The following is a 16,444-nucleotide window of genomic DNA, read 5'->3' as shown; positions in this document are numbered from 1 at the left end:
CGAAGCGGTCGCCAATCAGTGCAGGAACTCGCGCAGGTCCTCGAGGTCCCACGTGTTGATCACGTCCGCGGGCTCGGCCCAACCCCGACGGGCGGTGTGGACGCCCCAGCGCATGTACTCGAGCGTCGAGGGTTGGTGGGCGTCGGTGTTGACCGAGATGGGCGCGCCTTCCTCGAGGGCGGCCTGGACGGCGCTCCCCCAGAGGTCGAGTCGGCGCGGGTTGGCGTTGACCTCGAGGGCGGTCTCGTGTGCGGCGGCGGCCTCGCCGAGCCGCCGTGCGTCGAACTCCAGTCCGGAGCGCTCGTTGAGCAGGCGGCCGCTCGGGTGGCCCAGCACGTCGATCGCGGGGTTCTCGATCGCGCGGACGAGCCGTTCGGTGGCCCTCTCCGCGTCCTGATCGAGGGCGCTGTGTGGCGAGGCGACGATCACGTCCAACGCCTCGATTACCTCCTCGGTGAGGCCGATTTCGCCGTCGGCGTCGACGTTGGCTTCGATCCCGGCGAAGACCTCGATCTCGCTCGCGGCGGCGACCTCGCGGATCGCCTCGACCTGCTCTAAAATTTCGGTGTCCGAGAGCCCCATCCCGCCGACGATGCCGGGTCCTTCGGCGTGATCCGCGACGCCGTAGAACTCGTAGCCCAGCTCCGCGGCGGCGTCGACCATCGCCTCGATGCTCGTGTTGCCGTCGGACCACTCGGTGTGGGTGTGCAGGTCGCCCCGAATATCGTCTCGAGTGATGAGGTCGGGCAACTCGCCGTTCTCGGCCGCGTCGATTTCGCCGCGATCCTCGCGGAGTTCCGGCGGAATCCACGGCAGGCCGAGGGCCTCGTACATGCCTTTCTCGTCCTCTCCCGCCACACGCTCGCCGACGCGCTGGTCGGATTCGGGATCCTCGACATCGCTCACGTCGAACGCGCCGTACTCGTTTAGCTTCATATCGCGGGCGATCGCGTAGTTTCGCAGGCGGACGTTGTGATCCTTGCTGCCCGTGAAGTACTGCAGCGCGGAGCCGAACTCCGCGGGGACGACGACCCGTAGGTCGACCCGGATCTCGCCGACGCGAATGCTCGCCTTCTCGGGCCCAGACTCGATCTCGCTGTCGACGGAGTCCCAGTCGACGAACGCCTCGATGACCTCCTCGCTTTGCTCCGTCGCGACGAGGGCGTCCACGTCGCCGATCGTCTCGCGCCAGCGTCGGATCGAGCCGGCGACCTCGCAGCGCTCGACGGCCTCGAGGGACTCGAGAAACGCGAGCACGTCGTCCGCGAGCGGACGGGCCTCGCCCAACAGTTGGCGCTGGCCGACCTCGCGGGCGAACTCGATTCCCTCACGGATGTTCTCCTCCGTCTTCGGACCGAACCCCTTGATTTCCTGGATTTCGCCGGCCCCGGCGGCTTCCTCGAGGTCGTCCAGCGTCTGCACGCCGAGTTCGCGGTAGAGTTTCCCCGCCGTCTTCGGGCCGACGCCCTCGATTCTAGTGATGTCGGCGATGTCGATCGGCAACTCCTCGCGAAGCTCCTCGAGTTCCTCGATCGACCCGGTCTCGACGTACTCGACCACCTTCGACGCGATGGCGTCGCCGACGCCGTCGATCTCCTCGAGAATCTCCTCGTCGCCCGCTGCGACCCGATCCCCGATCGGAACGGGGTGGGCCTGGATGTTCTCGGCCGCGCGTCGGTACGCGCGCGGTTTGTACTCGACGCCGTCGGCTGCGAGCAGGTCCGCAAACTCCTCGAAGCGGCCGGCGATTTCGGCGTTGGTCGCCATTACCGTCCCCCCCGAGTGGCGCCGTCGTCGTCGCCGAGGGCCTGCTTCAGGAACGACATCCAGCGCTTTCGATCGGCGGCCTGCTGGGCTTTCTGCTCGCGCTCGAGGTTCGTCGGGCCGAGGCTCTCTAAGGCGTTCAGCGCCCGATCGATCCCGATGATGCTCTGGGCGAGTTCCTCGCCCTCCTCGCGGGTGATCTCGCCCTCTTCGATCCGCTCGAGGCGGTCGTTCCGTTCGCGTCGCAGGTTCTTTTTCGCCCGCTCGACGCGGTCGCGCTCGCCGGCCGGGACCGTCTCGCGGCGCTTGATCTCGAAGACGAACGTCCGGAGGTCGATCGCCTCGCCCTGGACGGTGATCGTCTCGGGGATGTCCGCGCCGACGGTCGCGCCATCGCGCTCGACCCGCTCGAGCAGCTGCTTGCGCTCGTATGCTTGCACGCCTCGATATCCGGGTTGGGAGGGCAAAAATGTACAGTTCGTCCCTGCCAGGCTGGGCCGCCGCGATGTTTCGACCGGCCTCGAGACGATCGGGTTCGACGGTGTTCGGTTGGACGAACGACCCGGACGGGCTTCAAGCTCGGACTGCTAGCCCGGTCGAACTGTTAGGGACGGAAAACTGTCGCGAGCGCGGGCGTAACCCCACCATTCGCGCCGCGATTCAGCGCGAGGGACGAACCCCAAATCCCTTAGCGGTGCCACACATACCCCCGGTCAATGGCGAAGTGCGACGTGTGTGGGAAAGACGAAAGCATGCCCTACAACTGTCGGCACTGCGGGGGCACCTACTGCGGTGAACACCGACTGCCGGAGAACCACGACTGTACGGGGCTCCAGAACTGGAACGACCCCAACGGGGTCTTCGACAGCGGGTTCGACGACTCCGTAAACGGCGGTGGGAGCAAATCGAAGGCCTCGAGTCTCACCGACAAACTCCCCATCAATACTGGAACGGGTGGGCCACTCGCATACTTCCGCGGGAACATGACCTACCTGTTCCTCGCGATCATGTGGGTCACGATGGGGGCACAGTTGATCGCCTACTCTGTTGGCGGAATGGGACTTCACAACTACCTATTCACTCTTTCGTCCGACAACCCCGGACATGTCTGGACGTGGGTCACATCGATCTTCGCACACTCGCCCTTTTTCGTCCCCGGGGGCTCTATCTTCCATATCGTCTTCAACAGCATCGTGATCTTCTTTTTCGGACCACTGGTAGAACGCTATACCGGGTCCCGGGACTTCGCGATCCTGTTCGTCGTCAGCGGCGTACTGGCAGGTCTGGGACAACTCGCAGCCGACGCAGTGTTCGGTAATCCGCTGGTCGGTACGAGCGTGCTCGGCGCCAGCGGTGCTGCGCTGGCGATCTTGGGTGTCGTAACGGTCTTGAACCCCGACCTCCGGGTCTACCTCTTCTTCGTCATCGAGATGCCGATCAAGTACATCGCAATTGGTACTGCGGTCATCAGCGCGCTCCTGATCGTGATCAGTTCCCCGGGTGCCGGCGGGATCGCTCACGGTGCACACCTCGTCGGCCTGCTCGTCGGACTTGCCTACGGTGAGTATCTCAAACGGACGAAGAATATCCGGGCTCCAAACCAGCTTCAGATGGGGCCAGGCGGTCCGGGTGGGCCGGGCGGCCCTGGTGGTCGCCGGCGGTTCTAATCCGCTGTTCTTCACACGCTGCAACCCCGGCACTGATTTTCACCCGCTGCCAACTCGTCCCTATCGATGACTCCACCTCGTCCGGATCTTGCACCCGACGGCTCGCTCGAGCGCGACGACATGGAAACCCTCCAGCGCGAAATCGCCGACGCCGCGGTCTTCGAGGACGACTTTGCGTTTGATCCAACCGCACTGTCGAACCCGCTCGCGACGGCCTCGAGCCCCGCCGAGCCGCCGATCGTCGCGGGCGTCGACCAGTCCTTCCTCACGAACGCCGACGGCGACCAGGACCGCGCGCTGAGCGCCGTCGTCGCGATGCAAGGCGGCGAGGTGATCGAACGCGTCCACGCGGTGACGCCGCTCGAGATCCCCTACATTCCCGGCCTGCTCGCGTTTCGCGAGGGCGGACCGATCCTCGAGGCGCTCGAGGCGCTCTCAGTCGAGCCTGACCTCCTTCTGTTCGACGGCAGCGGCCGCATTCACTTCCGGCAGGCCGGCATCGCGACCCACGTGGGCGTCGTTCGGGACGTTCCCAGTATCGGCGTCGCGAAGAGCCTGCTCTGTGGCACGCCGCGCGAGGAGACGGAGAACCTCCCGGCGGGTACTCGAGTCCCGATCGAAGCGAACTCGCGGGTCGACTGTCCCGACGGTACCCTGATCGGCTACGCGGTCCAGACGCGCCAGTACGACTCGCCCGATCGGTACATCAATCCGCTGTACGTCAGCCCCGGCCACCGCGTCGGCCCCGAAACCGCGGCCGATGTCGCGCTCGCGCTCGCCTCGTCGTACAAGCTCCCCGAACCCGTCCGACTGGCCGACAGCTACGCCGACGAGGCGAAACGGGAAGTCGACGAAACGGCGTGAGAAGTGGGAGAGATGGAGACGGTCCAGTATCGGCGGTCGCTACGACGGAGTCAGTAGCTGTCGAAGCTGGGTGAGCACCGACCCGCCAACGGCGTCTCCGTCGCGAGCGAGGATGACCGTCTTGTCGGTCTGTCGGGTCACCGTCCGCGGAATCGTCCCGACGAGTCGACGCTGAAGCGCCCCCTGACGCGTCGCGCCGAACACGAGGACGTCGTGGTCGGCGGCGACGGCGAGCAGTTCCGTCGCGACGTCGTTGCCGGCGTAGGTCGCAGACTCCGTCCGAACGGGTGGTCCCGGGGCCTCCTCGAGAGCGGCCCGTGCCTGATCGATGTACTCGTCGGCCGCGGTCGAATCCGTCTCCTTGTCGACGACCGACGCCAGGTGGACGCTCGCTTCGTTTCGAGCGGCGATCGCGGTCGCGACGTGGACCGCCGGACGGACGTGCGGGCCGCCCGCGACCGGAACCAGGATCGACTCGACGCCGTTGGCCTCGTGACCGATGCGTTCGACGTAGAGGTCACACGGTGCGCGCTCGATGAGTCGGTCGACCGTCGATCCGAGAACGGTGTCGGTTCGGCTTCCCCGCGCCTTCCAGCCGACGACGAGCGCCCGGGCGTCGGTCTGTTCGATCGCCGCGAGGACGCCCTCGGAGACCGAGTGACTGACAACTTGCGCGTCCTCGACGGTGACGTCGTCGGGTGCGACGGCGATCGCTCTGTCAAGTAGCTCCCGACTGTTCCCCGCGTACTGGTCGATGATCGTCTCGTCCGAGTAGACGGAAAACGGCGAGTCGTGCGATTTGACGACGACCGAAACGATCTTCACCATGCTATCGCTCGCTCGGGCGAGATCACCGGCCGTTCGGACCAACTGTTCGGTTCGGTCGGGATTGCCGACCGCGACCAGCACTGGTCGGGTCGCTGACGAGGTGCTCATGGGTGTTATCTAGTACCACGGCAGTGAATAGCTCTCGGTTAGTGACCAAGACAATCATGTTGAGGGATATATTTGGCCCCTTGATCGATTACAATCGTCCGCGTTCGACGAGAACGACGGACGAGCCGTCGAATCGGATGTCGGAATCACGCTGCCGTCGCGTCAACGTTGCCCTCCAGTTACCTGTTGCCGTAGGGAGGACGCACTCACCCGCGGATCCGAACAGTACGTTCAGCGCGACAAACCGTCGATACTTAGGTATCGTCTCTCGAACCCGTCACGTATGGCCACCGCTGAGGACGTCGAGGAAGCCGACGATGGGCCGGAGGGCACCGTCGTCGAGGAGGATCGCGAGGCCGAATCGACTACGACCGAGACGGACGCGACCGATCGCACGTCGTCTGAAACCACCACAGAGGACCGTACGGCGTCCGGAACTACCGCGAGCGACCGCGCAGCGTCCGAGACCACGACCGACGACGCGAGCGATCGGGACCGCTACGCGCGCAAGAAGAGCGTCCTGATCACGGGCTGTTCCTCGGGAATCGGTCGGGCGACCGCCGAGGCGTTCCTCGCCAACGACTGGCAGGTCTTCGCGACGGCGCGCAATCCGGACGACGTTACGGCTCTCGAGGAGGCCGGCTGTACGACCTTCGCGCTGGACGTCACCGATCCCGATCAGGTCGCGCGGGCGGTCGAACGGGTCGTCGACGACGCCGGTGCGATCGACTGCGTCGTCAACAACGCGGGCTATGCCCAGATGGGACCGATGGAGGATATTTCGACGTCGGATCTCCACCGCCAGTTCGACGTCAACGTCTACGGCCCGCACCGACTCGTGCGCGCGGCGTTGCCCCACATGCGCGCTCAGGGCGCCGGCCGAATCATCAACGTCTCGAGCGTCGTCGGCCGAATCTCGTTCCCCGGATCGGGCGCGTACGCGGGCTCGAAACACGCCCTCGAGGCGATGAGCGACTCGCTGCGCGCGGAGGTCGAGGAGTTCGGCATCGACGTCACCGTGATCGAACCCGGGCCGGTCGAGACGAACTTTACGAACCGGGTCGACGAGGAACTGCCGGAGAGCGAGCGCACGCCGGCCTACGAGACGCTGTACGAGCTGTACGACGAGATGCAGCTGATCGGCGGGGGGAGCGGAGGTCCGTTCGCCTCCGAGCCGAAAGACGTCGCGCGGGCGATTCTCGAGTCGGCGACGACCCCCGAGCCGCCGGCTCGCTACCCGGTCGGCCCGCTCGCTCAGTACGGCGTCTACGCTCGATTCCTGCCGGACGCCCTCCGCGACGCGGGCTACCGATTGCTCCAAAAACTGGTCTGAGTCGCCGTCCGATTCGTTCGGAACGCTTACACGATCGGCTCTCGAACTTCGATTACTGTAATGTCCAACGGCCGATCGAATGCGGTCGAACTCGCGGATCGAGTTTCGGCGCTCCTGTACGGCATCGCCGGCTGGCTCCTCGTCGGGTTCGGACTACTGTTCGGGGTGGTCGGGGCCGGGAACATCGTCGCCAGTGCGACACAGGGCGTCACGGCCGGATACGTGTTGTTGGCGGCGCTGTGGCTCGTCGCGTCGTTCGTGCTCGTCGCCTTCGGCATCTTCGTTAATCCGAGGATGCGACGACGGCTGGACCGTCGGCACGCGCCGTCGGCGTTCGGCCGCGTTCGGTCGGTCGATCGACGGGTCGTCCGCCCCGACGAGGACTGCGACGAACGCTGTGTCGCCTGTGACTCGCGCGTCGAGCGAGGACTGGTTCGGCGCTACCGGGAGGAGTACGCGCTCGCGGGGCTGCCGGTCTACACGCGGTCGACGGACTACAACTACTACTGTCTCGAGTGTGCGACGGCGGAGCTGTCGGATGAGTCGGCAGCCAGCGACGGCAGTCAGGACATCGAACGCGGTCGTCGAACCGCGGACGACCGCCACCTCGAGCGACGGTAATCGGGATCGTTGCTATGGGACGACCGATTCGGTCGCTCGAGGCAGTCAGTCAGCGGGGTTCGGTTGCCGGTGTCGATCTGCGGGAGCGTCAGCGGGGGTCGTCTGCCGGTCGGTGTCGGTCTCGGTCTCGACGAGCGTGTACACCCCACCAGTGCACTGACGGATATGCCCAGCTCGCTGGAGGGAACGACAGCTGCGCTCGACGGTTACCGGATGCGTCTCGAGAGCCGTTGCGAGATCGGCGATCGTCGCCGGATTGGACGCCTCGAGCGCCCCGAGGATCGCATCTGCCTGCGTTCGTTCTGAGGTGTCGTGGTCTGGCATACCGTCTCATCCATCACGTATTCGGCGGAGCGTATCAACCGGACACCCGGTTCCCAGCCAGTCGGAACGTGGTTTCCGTTGGTAATCACTCCCCGTTCTGCCGAGCAGCAGCGTCCAGTATCTCGCGGAACGATGGCGACCCGGCCGAGCTCTGTTGTCCACTCGAGGGAGATCTCGAGTGCGCTGTCGGGTGTTACGAGTCCCAGGCCTCGACGAACTCCGTCGGAAGTGCCGTGATGTCGATGCCCCAGGCGACGGGCAGCCACACGAGCGCGACGATCGTAATCAGGATGATACCGATCACGTTGAGACCGATCCCGACGCGGGCCATCTGAGGCAGCGTAATATATCCGCTGCCGAAAACGATCGCGTTCGGCGGCGTCGCGACCGGCAGCATGAACGCGAACGAAGCCGCGGTTGCGGCGGCGATCATCAGTCCGAAGGGGTGGACGCCGATGCCGACTGCGACACCGGCGAGGATGGGCATTAACATCGCCGTCGTCGCCGTGTTCGAGGTAACCTCGGTCAGGAAGATGGTCATGGTAACGACGGAGAACAGGATGAGCACCATCGAGACGCCCTCGAGCGCTTGTAGTTGTTCGCCGATCCAGGCTGCGAGGCCGGTGTCGCCGAAGCCGGCAGCGATGGCGAGACCGCCGCCGAACAAGAGGATGACGCCCCACGGAATGTCGACGGCGTTCTCCCAGTCGAGCAGGAAGGTGTGATCACCGTCTTCGGTCTTGGTCGGCAGTGTGAACAGCACCATTGCACCGCCGATGGCGACGACGGTATCCGCGTCATCGGGGACCGGGAACGCGAAAATCGGGTCGATGAACGGCGCTAGCGCGCCGGGAACGAACGCCGGGGCGGAATCGAACTGCCCGATCAAGCTGGCACCGATCCAGGCGAAGGCCATGCCGACGAAGACGACGAGCACCAGTCGCTCCTGTTTACTCATCGAGCCGAGATCAGAGAGCTGTCGATCGATCGTGCCCGCACCGATCGGTAGCTGGTCGAACTGCGGGGACATCGCGATCCGAGTGACGTAAATATAGACTGCAGCGAGACCGACCGCCGAGATTGGAACACCGTAAAGCATCCACTGGGCGAAGCTGATGCTCTCGCCGAAGAGTTCTCCAGCCTGCCCCGCAAAGAGGATGTTTGGCGGCGTGCCGATGAGCGTCGCGACCCCGCCGACGGATGCACCGTAGGCGATACAAAGCATGAGTGCGATACCAAACGAAAAGTTCCCCTCAGTGGTATCGATATCCAGGTCGCTGTCGTCGACCAGATCCGCGGTCTGGTAGATCACCGCCAGTGCGATGGGAACCATCATCATTACCGTCGCGCTGTTCGAGACCCACATCGAGAGAAACGCCGTCGCGAGCATGAACCCGAGGATGAGCCTCGAGGGTTCGGTGCCGACGGCTTTGATGGTTCGTAGCGCGATCCGGCGGTGGAGGCCCCACCGCTGCATCGCCATCGCGAGGAAGAATCCACCCATGAAGAGGAAGATCAGCGGATTGGCGTAGGACGGCGTCGTCTCCGCGGCCGGAAGCGCGCCGGTCAGCGGGAACAGCACGATCGGGAGCAACGACGTCGCAGGGATCGGAATCGCTTCGGACATCCACCAGACGGCGACCCAGGCGGTGACGGCGGCGACGGCTTGCCCTTCCGGTGTGAGTCCCTCCGGCGTCGGCGAGAGGAAAATAAGTGCGAACAAGACCGGTCCGAGGCCGAAGCCGATCTTCTGGCGAAGCCCGTACGAGCCACCGACATCGAACGGGTTATCGTCATTGCCTCGGTCGTCACCACCGTTACCGGGGCCCGCGTTCGGGCCGTTTCCGTCGCCCGGATCGCGGCCACCATCGGCAAACGTTTCGCGTGCGAGACGTCGCTCTTCCTCGGTCACACCGTCCATATCCCGGACGATCGCCGGGGCATCGAGCTGGAGGTACGCTTTCGTCTGTGCGTTAAGTCTCCACAGATACGCCCAGATTGTTTGAATAAACTCCTGATAGCCTTTCGGAGAATTATTCGCCATTTTTCCGTTGCTACCAGATACGGGATATAAATGGTACTGGTTTCAACCGACTGAACGGGAATGTTACTACCCAATCACTGTCAGCTACAGCAACCAACGAACAAGCGCTATCGTAGCCACTGAATGTCACTGCACACCTGATCGAACGAGGGAAGTGCGGTTTGGAGCGTACGCGGTTCGGAGCGTACGCGGTTCGGAGCGTACGCGGTTCGGAGCGAACGAAGTGAGCGAGAACCGCGGATAGCGAATAGCGCGGGATCAGAGATCCCGCGGACCATGCGAACGGGCGCTGTGCGCCCGTGAGCAGACGGGGAGCGTAAGCGACCCGTGAGCTGTGTGCTCAGTGTGTAACTCGTTTCGGTTGTTACTATTGGTTCGTAACAGAGAACTCGGAACTCATCGCCCACCGACCGTTCTACGGCGTGATCGGAAATCGAGACCACCCCACCGACGGCGACAGTCGGCCGCCGTAAGGTGTGGGTCGATCACCGGAATTAACACTGTCGCTCGCTATCTCGAGATATGCCACTCCTCCAGTTCGATACGACGCTGTCGCTATCGGCTGCCGAGAAAACGGCGCTTGCGGATCGCGTAACTGATCTCTACACGGCGGAGATGGCGACGACGGCCGGGCACGTCGCCGTGACGATCCGCGACCGCGAGTCGGCCGATCTCCATCTCGGCCGCGCGGTGGACGGACCACTGCTCTTTCTCGACGCCGAAATCCGGCAGGGTCGGCCGTTCGATTGTAAGCGCGCGTTCGCACTCGAGACCATGGCCTACCTCGGCGAGACGTTCGACGTTCCCGACGAGAATATGAAGGTCGTCTTCACCGAGCACGCGGGCGAGAACATGATGGGCGTCGACCGCGTCGGCGGCGAGTGGAGCGACGAGTGAGTGATGAGTGAGTGATGAGTGAGCAGCGAGTGAACACCAACTCCGCGTCGGAACCGCGCGACGGAAGCAGCGTCCCGAGCCGGAACGTCTCTCCGCCACCGGGACAGTAAAGCGCGTTCTCGAGAAAGGAGGCGACGGTCGATGGATCGGTCGTACTGGCGAACGGTTTCGCTCGTGTCGCTGTGGCAGGTGTCGGCGAGCATCTGTTACTACACGGTCTTCGCGGCGACGCCGTTCTTTCGCAACGAGTTCGGCCTCTCTCGGCTCTCGGTGGGGTTCGTGGTGACAGCGCTGACGCTCGGCTACGCGGTCTGTCTGCTTCCTGTCGGCGCGCTGATCGATCGCTTCGGCGAGAAGCGATCGCTCACGCTCGGCCTCGTCGGACTGGCGGCCGGCGTCGTGATGGTTGCCGGCGCACCCACCTACGCCCTGTTGCTCGCGGCGGCGTTCTTTCTCGGCTCGATGTACGCCTCCGCGATTCCGGGGACGAACAAGGCGATCTACGACGGCATCGCCGCGGGCCGACAGAACTTCGCGCTGGGAATCAAACAGGTCGGCGTCACCGCCGGCAGCGGCATCAGCGCGTTGCTCGTGACCGGGTTGGCGGGCGTGCTCTTCTGGCAGGCCGGCTTCCTGATCGCCGCGGGCGTCGGGTTCGTCGTTGCCCTCCTCTTCGCGCTTCTCTACAGCGGCGCGGGCGACGGCGGCGTGGCGGAGTACCCTGACTTCCGACAGCTGTCGCGCAACCGGCCGTACCGGGTGCTCGTCGCGGCGGGCTTTTTCCTCGGCGCGGCGCTCTTTACGACGACCGGCTACACCGTTCTCTACGTCGAGGAGGATATCGGCGCCTCCGTCGCCTTCGGCGGCGTGGTGCTCGCGCTGGTACAGCTGTTCGGGAGCGTCGGTCGCATCGTCACGGGCTGGCTGAGCGACACCCTGCCGGGCGACCCGCAGACGCGGATCGGGGCGATCCTGATCGTCCAGGCCGTCGCAGGAGCCGCGCTGTTCGTCGTCGTCGCGGCGACCGACAGCGCGCTGAACGCCGCCATCGCCTTCTCCGTCCTCGGCTTCTTCGTGCTCGGAAACACCGGCATCTACTACTCCTACATGGCGACGCTGGTCACCGCCGACGAGATGGGCGGGGCGACCGCCGCCGGCCAACTCTCGCTCGTCATCGGCTCGGTCGTCGCTCCGCCCGCCTTCGGCTATCTTGCGGACACCGTCGGTTACCAGGGTTCGTGGTGGCTACTCGCCGCCGGCATGGGGCTCGCCGTCGGTCTGCTGTTGTACGCCGTTCGACTCGAGCCTCCGATCGACGAACCGGCGATGCAGGAGTGACGGGGGCGAATCGGCTCGCAACGGGGTAATCAGCGTTTGGACGCCACGCAGCACCTCGAGTCCAGATCCGGGAGACGACTTTTGATTCGGGCGCCCGAAGGAACGGCCATGTACCGCATCCTGCTCCCGGTCGACGAAACCGAGGCTCGAGCGCGCGCACAGGTCGAATCGATCCTCGAGAACCCGGCTGCAGACGACTGTACTGTCGACATTCTGCACGTCCACGCCGACATCTCGGCGCCGAACGCCGAGTGGGCGGCCGGTGGTTTCTCCGAGACCTTCGCCGAGGAGATGGCTGAAAACGCTGCGACTCGCCAGCGGCTTCCGAACGCGATCGAGGTCGCAACCGATCTCCTCGAGTCGGGCGGCGTCGACTGGTCGCTCCACGAGACGACGGGCGAGCCGGCCGAGGCGATCCTCGAGTTCGCCGCGGAGGTCGACAGCGACGTGATCGTGCTCGGGATCGGGACGGAGTCGCCGATCGGTAAGGTCCTGTTCGGCAGCGTGGCGCAAGCGGTGATCCTCGCCAGCGACCGACCGGTGACGGTCGTGCCGGAGGATCGGTCGGAGTCGTAACTGCGACGTGGCCACAGCGCTCTCGTTTCCGCTACCAGTTCGCGTCGTCCCAGCGGTCGTCGTCGCGGTCGGTTCGCGTTCTGTCGTCGGTCGTCGTTCCCCACCCGTCGTTCCTGCGGGTGTCGTCCGCTGTTGCCGGGGTTTCGTCGGCCGGCCGATTCTCGAGGTAGACGCGAGCGAAGGCGAACTGGACGACGGGGCTGACGACCGCTGTCAGGAGAGCCGAGAGGAACAGAAACGTGATGAAGAACTCGCCGTCGAAACCGGTGAACAGCACCGTAACGATCCCGACGCTACCGACGACGACGAGCGATGCGACGAAGATACCGAACAGCTTCAGGAGGTTTCCTTTCGCGACCGACCAGCTCGTGCTGAGACTCTCGAACGCGTCCTGATCGTCGATAACACACGCCGGAAACGCGAGGGAGAGGCGAACCGCGAGGTAGATTCCCGGGAGGATCAGAAAGAGTAATCCGACGAAAATTGCCACCGTGTAGGCGATCCAGATCCCGATCAACGAGAGGTACCGGGCGAGGACGGTCGAGGAGGCTCGCCCAATATCCCCGGACTCCCCGGACGCTTCCTGCTCGCCGATCACGTGGACGAGCCCGTCGATGTAGGGCAACAGGAGGAAGCCGACGAGCGTGAGCACGAATCCGCCGGGCCCGAGAAGCTCGGCACCGAGTTCGATAAGGCCGTACAACAAGAACAGAACGATCAGTATCGGGTTTCGACGGAGCCAATCGATTCCGTCGCCGATCGATCCGATCGCACCTTTTCGCCGGAGGGACGTCATACATCAATCAAACTGAGATAACGGATAGACGTTACTATCCCGACGCGAACTGGTGCGGAGGCGGATGGGACGTACAGGACGAAATGGAACGCGACGAAACGGGGCGGAGTGCGCACCTCGCAGCGTCGACTACCGCAGACAGGCCGCGACGACCTCGAGCATCTCCTCCCCGCGGACCTCCTCGGCGAACAGGGGCACCCGCCGGACGTCGGTCCCGCGGAAGAGGTCCTGGGCCTCCGCGAGGGCCTTCTGCTGGACGTCCCAGCGGCGCTGACAGAATTCGCAGTCGTCCAGATTCGGCTGGAGGAACTCGCCCTCGACGTCGTCGGTGACGTCCGAGAGCGGTTCCATGACGCGGTTGACGACGAGGGTGCCGACGGGAATGTCGAACTCCCGGAGCTGTTGGCGCAGGCGTTTGGACTCGAGGACGCTCATCTCCTCGGGCACCATGACGATCCGGAAGTCCGTCCGTCCGGGATCGCGGAGAACTGCCCGGAGCCGTTCGATCCGGTCGCGCAGTTCGTCCAGATCGTCGAGGTCGTCTTCCTCGGGCGGCTCCTGCCCGCCGAACATCCCTTTCATGCCCTCGAGCATGCCACTCATTCGCTTGCGGAATGTGAGGATTCGCCCCATCATCGTGTCCATCAGTTCGGGTAACTGGAGCAGCCGAAGGGTGTGGCCCGTCGGCGCCGTGTCGACGACCACGCGCTCGAATCGGGGGTCGTCCATGTACTCGAGGAGGAGCTGCATCGCGGCGGCCTCGTCGGCGCCGGGCATCGCGCCGCCGAAGATGGCGTCCATCGGGGACTCGCCGCCGAGCATGTCGCCGAGTCCGCCCATGCCGCCCATTCCGCCGCTTTCCCCGCTCCCGCCGAACGGCCCCTGGGTACCGCCACCGAACGCGTCGTCCTCGGAGCCATCGTTACTGAACCCGTCTCCACCATCGCCACCCAGAAACGCGGCCTGTCCGCGCTCCATCGCGGCCTCGGGATCGATCTCGGCCGCGTAGAGGGGGATATCGTCTCGGAGCCGGCCGGGTTCGGACGGCACCTCGGTCTCGAACGTATCGGAGAGGGAGTGTGCGGGGTCCGTCGAGACGACGAGCGTCGCGGTGCCGGCGCGGGCGCTGTCGAGCGCGGTTGCGGCGGCCATCGTCGTCTTTCCGACGCCGCCTTTCCCGCCGTAGAGGACGTAGTCGGGGCCGTCGATCGGCTCGTCGGACGGCTCCACGTCGATCGTCTCGCGTTCGTCGTCCGCGACGGAGTCCGTCGGCGTCACCTCGATGGTGTGTGCGCCGTCGTCGCCGCTCGAAGCGTCCTCGGCCTCCTCGTCGACCGGCTCGACGTCGATTCCACTCATGACAGCCGGTTCTCCGTCCCGACACGAGTATTCGTCGGTCTCTCGATTCGAATTTCCATGTCGGTTACACTCGCCCTCGAGCGACGTCGTCGATTGCCAGCGCCGTCGGCACCGCCAGTACCAACAAAAAGAGCCCCTGTGTGATCGGGTTGACGACGATCGAGTAACCCGCCTGATGCCAGCGGCTTCGGAAGGGGAGCGCGTCCCAGGCCGCGCGGTAGGCCACCACGCTCGAGTAGCCCCAGACCAGCGCGTTGAAGCCCACGAGCGAGAGGACGGGCACCGTGAGCAAGTTGACGTCCACGCCGCCGCCGTACAGGAACCCGACGAGCAGCGCGGCGGGGATGCCGACGACGGATAGCAGCGCCAACGCCTGTATCAGGAAGAGTCCCGTCCAGAACCGGCTGTCCTCGAGGCCGGCCCACCCGCGCGCGAACAGATACCGGTACGGCTCGCGGGTCCACTGGCGTTTCCGTTGAATCCACGACTCGAGAGCGGTGGGACAGTGCGCTCGAGCGTATCGATCGACGATTCCGAGATTGTAGCCGCGACGGGACGCCGCGACCCCGAGTGGCACGTTGCCGTCCGCCTCGCGCTGCCAGCGATCCAGATCGGCCAGCACGTGCGCTTCGGTGAAGTACGCCGAGCCCAGCAGGTGGTACGGCCTCTTGCTCGATTTGTAACACAGATCCGACCAGCCCGCGCTCGCCATCGACTCGAGCAGCGGCAGGATACCGTCGTCGGCGTTCCCGACCGTCCGCTTGGCCTGTACGACATCGTACTCCGCGAGACCGGCGACGGCGAGTTCGAACGTATCTACGGGGAGTCGCGTGCCCGCCTCGAGGACGGTGACGACGTCGTCGTCCGCGAACGTCCGGGACTGGGTATCGTAGGCATGCGTGAGCGCACGGGCTTGCGCCCGCGAGACGCCCGTTCCCGAAAAACACCACTCGTCCGGTGACCGCTCGCTCGCCAGCGCATCGGAGTCGGTTTCGATCGTCATGATCTCGATCCCCGCCGGTCGATTCGAGCCGATCGTGCCCTCGAGTTCCGGTGCGGCCGTTTCGCGGGGGTCGTACGCGACGATCACGCGCACGAGCGACACCGGATAGCTCTGGGACGCGAGACTCGTGAGGGTCCGCTCGAGGAGCCCCCACTCGTCGGCTGCGACCGACACGAGGACGTGAACCCGCGGAAGTTGTGTGGCGGGAAGTCGACAGCGGGGGCCGGGACCGTGCTCGAGAGGAGGGTCGACGGCGGGTTGGTCGGGTGGCAATGGCTGTTCGGAGCCGCCGTCGGCGCGGGCTCGAGTCGGTCGTCGTTCGCGCCGTTTGGTCGCCGTCTCGAGGGCGCGGCCGAGCGTCCGTTCGTCGACCTCGTTCGCCGGCCGGCGGACGAACAGGCCGAGCAGCCCGCAGTTGACGAGGGCGTAGCACAGCTGCGTCAGGACGAACGCGGCGACGACGGCCTCGAGGGGCATCTCCCTGCAACACTCTCGGCCGCTCGTATCTGTATTACGGCCGGAGCGCAGGTGGCGGTCTCCGTCGATTGCTCACTACGTCTGTTTACTGTACGGTGTGATTGAAGGAGATGAGGACGATACCGAGTGTTCTACTATCGTGGCAACAGGGAATCGCCACGTCCTCCCCAGCCGATTCGCTCACTCCGTCTGCTCACGGGCGCGAAGCGCCCGTTCGCATGGTGTGCGGGACCGAAGGTCCCGCACTATTCGCTCATCCCTCGCGCATATTCGAGCCGCGGTTCGCTAGCCACTCACCGCGACTCAGCGCGCGCCACCGCACGCCGGCTGGTCGGCGGTAACGCCTTCCCGGTACTGACTGTTACAGATACTGAACCGAGTACTTACTGCGGTTTTCGACGAGCCGTTGGATCTTGTATCCGACGTGGCTCGCTGTCTAACTCGA

The 16,444-nt window shown here is 65.1% G+C and carries 15 protein-coding genes; 7 read left to right on the top strand and 8 right to left on the bottom strand.

The window, feature by feature from the left end; translation table 11 throughout:
- Positions 1–15: 15 nt before the first annotated feature.
- Together polX and ACSFDB_RS15445 are read right to left on the bottom strand one after the other, a co-directional pair.
- A complete protein-coding gene (gene polX / locus ACSFDB_RS15450; protein ID WP_440771829.1) occupies positions 16–1,767 on the bottom strand; it encodes a DNA polymerase/3'-5' exonuclease PolX in 1,752 nt (583 codons plus the stop codon).
- Positions 1,767–2,204: a DUF5788 family protein gene (locus ACSFDB_RS15445; RefSeq protein WP_440771828.1), complete on the bottom strand. Its 438-nt coding sequence runs from the start codon at positions 2,202–2,204 to the stop codon at positions 1,767–1,769. Before ACSFDB_RS15445 ends, polX begins: the two co-directional genes overlap by 1 nt.
- 276 nt (positions 2,205–2,480) lie before the next feature.
- On the opposite strand from ACSFDB_RS15445, the gene ACSFDB_RS15440 reads away from it, so the two are divergent.
- Positions 2,481–3,431, top strand: coding sequence for a rhomboid family intramembrane serine protease (locus ACSFDB_RS15440; protein WP_440771827.1), 951 nt, complete (start codon positions 2,481–2,483; stop codon positions 3,429–3,431).
- 66 nt (positions 3,432–3,497) lie between these two features.
- A complete protein-coding gene (locus tag ACSFDB_RS15435; RefSeq protein WP_440771826.1) occupies positions 3,498–4,295 on the top strand; it encodes an endonuclease V in 798 nt (265 codons plus the stop codon).
- Between the two features lie 39 nt (positions 4,296–4,334).
- Here ACSFDB_RS15435 and ACSFDB_RS15430 read toward each other — a convergent pair whose 3' ends face one another.
- Entirely contained in the window at positions 4,335–5,231 is an 897-nt protein-coding gene (locus ACSFDB_RS15430; protein WP_440771825.1) for a universal stress protein, read from the bottom strand.
- 283 nt (positions 5,232–5,514) lie between these two features.
- Here ACSFDB_RS15430 and ACSFDB_RS15425 point away from each other — a divergent pair, with 283 nt between their 5' ends.
- Both ACSFDB_RS15425 and ACSFDB_RS15420 read left to right on the top strand, forming a co-directional pair.
- Complete coding sequence (locus ACSFDB_RS15425) at positions 5,515–6,564, top strand: SDR family oxidoreductase (RefSeq protein WP_440771824.1); 1,050 nt, start codon at positions 5,515–5,517, stop codon at positions 6,562–6,564.
- Between the two features lie 60 nt (positions 6,565–6,624).
- Entirely contained in the window at positions 6,625–7,185 is a 561-nt protein-coding gene (locus tag ACSFDB_RS15420; protein ID WP_440771823.1) for a DUF8108 domain-containing protein, read from the top strand.
- A gap of 45 nt (positions 7,186–7,230) precedes the next feature.
- Here the strand turns inward: ACSFDB_RS15420 and ACSFDB_RS15415 are convergent, their stop codons facing one another.
- Positions 7,231–7,509, bottom strand: a complete 279-nt coding sequence (locus ACSFDB_RS15415) for an Lrp/AsnC family transcriptional regulator (protein ID WP_440771822.1) — start codon at positions 7,507–7,509, stop codon at positions 7,231–7,233.
- Positions 7,510–7,702: 193 nt separating this feature from the next.
- On the bottom strand, positions 7,703–9,553 hold the full coding sequence (locus ACSFDB_RS15410; protein ID WP_440771821.1) for an SLC13 family permease: 1,851 nt from the start codon (positions 9,551–9,553) through the stop codon (positions 7,703–7,705).
- Positions 9,554–10,075: 522 nt separating this feature from the next.
- Between ACSFDB_RS15410 and ACSFDB_RS15405 the strand changes: the two genes are divergently transcribed.
- The 3 genes from ACSFDB_RS15405 (at position 10,076) to ACSFDB_RS15395 (ending at position 12,364) form a co-directional block, all read left to right on the top strand.
- A complete protein-coding gene (locus ACSFDB_RS15405) occupies positions 10,076–10,450 on the top strand; it encodes a tautomerase family protein (RefSeq protein ID WP_440771820.1) in 375 nt (124 codons plus the stop codon).
- A 141-nt stretch (positions 10,451–10,591) separates the two neighbouring features.
- The gene (locus ACSFDB_RS15400) at positions 10,592–11,788 is read left to right on the top strand and encodes an MFS transporter (protein ID WP_440771819.1); all 1,197 of its coding nucleotides are present in this window, start codon (positions 10,592–10,594) and stop codon (positions 11,786–11,788) included.
- 108 nt (positions 11,789–11,896) lie between these two features.
- Positions 11,897–12,364: a universal stress protein gene (locus ACSFDB_RS15395; protein WP_440771818.1), complete on the top strand. Its 468-nt coding sequence runs from the start codon at positions 11,897–11,899 to the stop codon at positions 12,362–12,364.
- Positions 12,365–12,395: 31 nt separating this feature from the next.
- Here the strand turns inward: ACSFDB_RS15395 and ACSFDB_RS15390 are convergent, their stop codons facing one another.
- The 3 genes from ACSFDB_RS15390 to ACSFDB_RS15380 all read right to left on the bottom strand — a co-directional run bounded on the left by ACSFDB_RS15390 (position 12,396) and on the right by ACSFDB_RS15380 (position 15,999).
- Positions 12,396–13,160: a DUF7847 domain-containing protein gene (locus ACSFDB_RS15390; protein WP_440771817.1), complete on the bottom strand. Its 765-nt coding sequence runs from the start codon at positions 13,158–13,160 to the stop codon at positions 12,396–12,398.
- A gap of 129 nt (positions 13,161–13,289) precedes the next feature.
- Positions 13,290–14,519, bottom strand: coding sequence for an ArsA family ATPase (locus tag ACSFDB_RS15385; protein ID WP_440771816.1), 1,230 nt, complete (start codon positions 14,517–14,519; stop codon positions 13,290–13,292).
- A gap of 64 nt (positions 14,520–14,583) precedes the next feature.
- Positions 14,584–15,999, bottom strand: coding sequence for a glycosyltransferase family 2 protein (locus tag ACSFDB_RS15380; protein ID WP_440771815.1), 1,416 nt, complete (start codon positions 15,997–15,999; stop codon positions 14,584–14,586).
- Positions 16,000–16,444 lie beyond the last annotated feature (445 nt).

It is taken from the genome of Natronorubrum amylolyticum (assembly GCF_052040145.1).
Taxonomy (GTDB): Archaea; Halobacteriota; Halobacteria; order Halobacteriales; family Natrialbaceae; genus Natronorubrum.
Note: the sequence above shows the minus strand (reverse complement) of the source record. Positions and strands in the feature narration are given on the sequence as shown.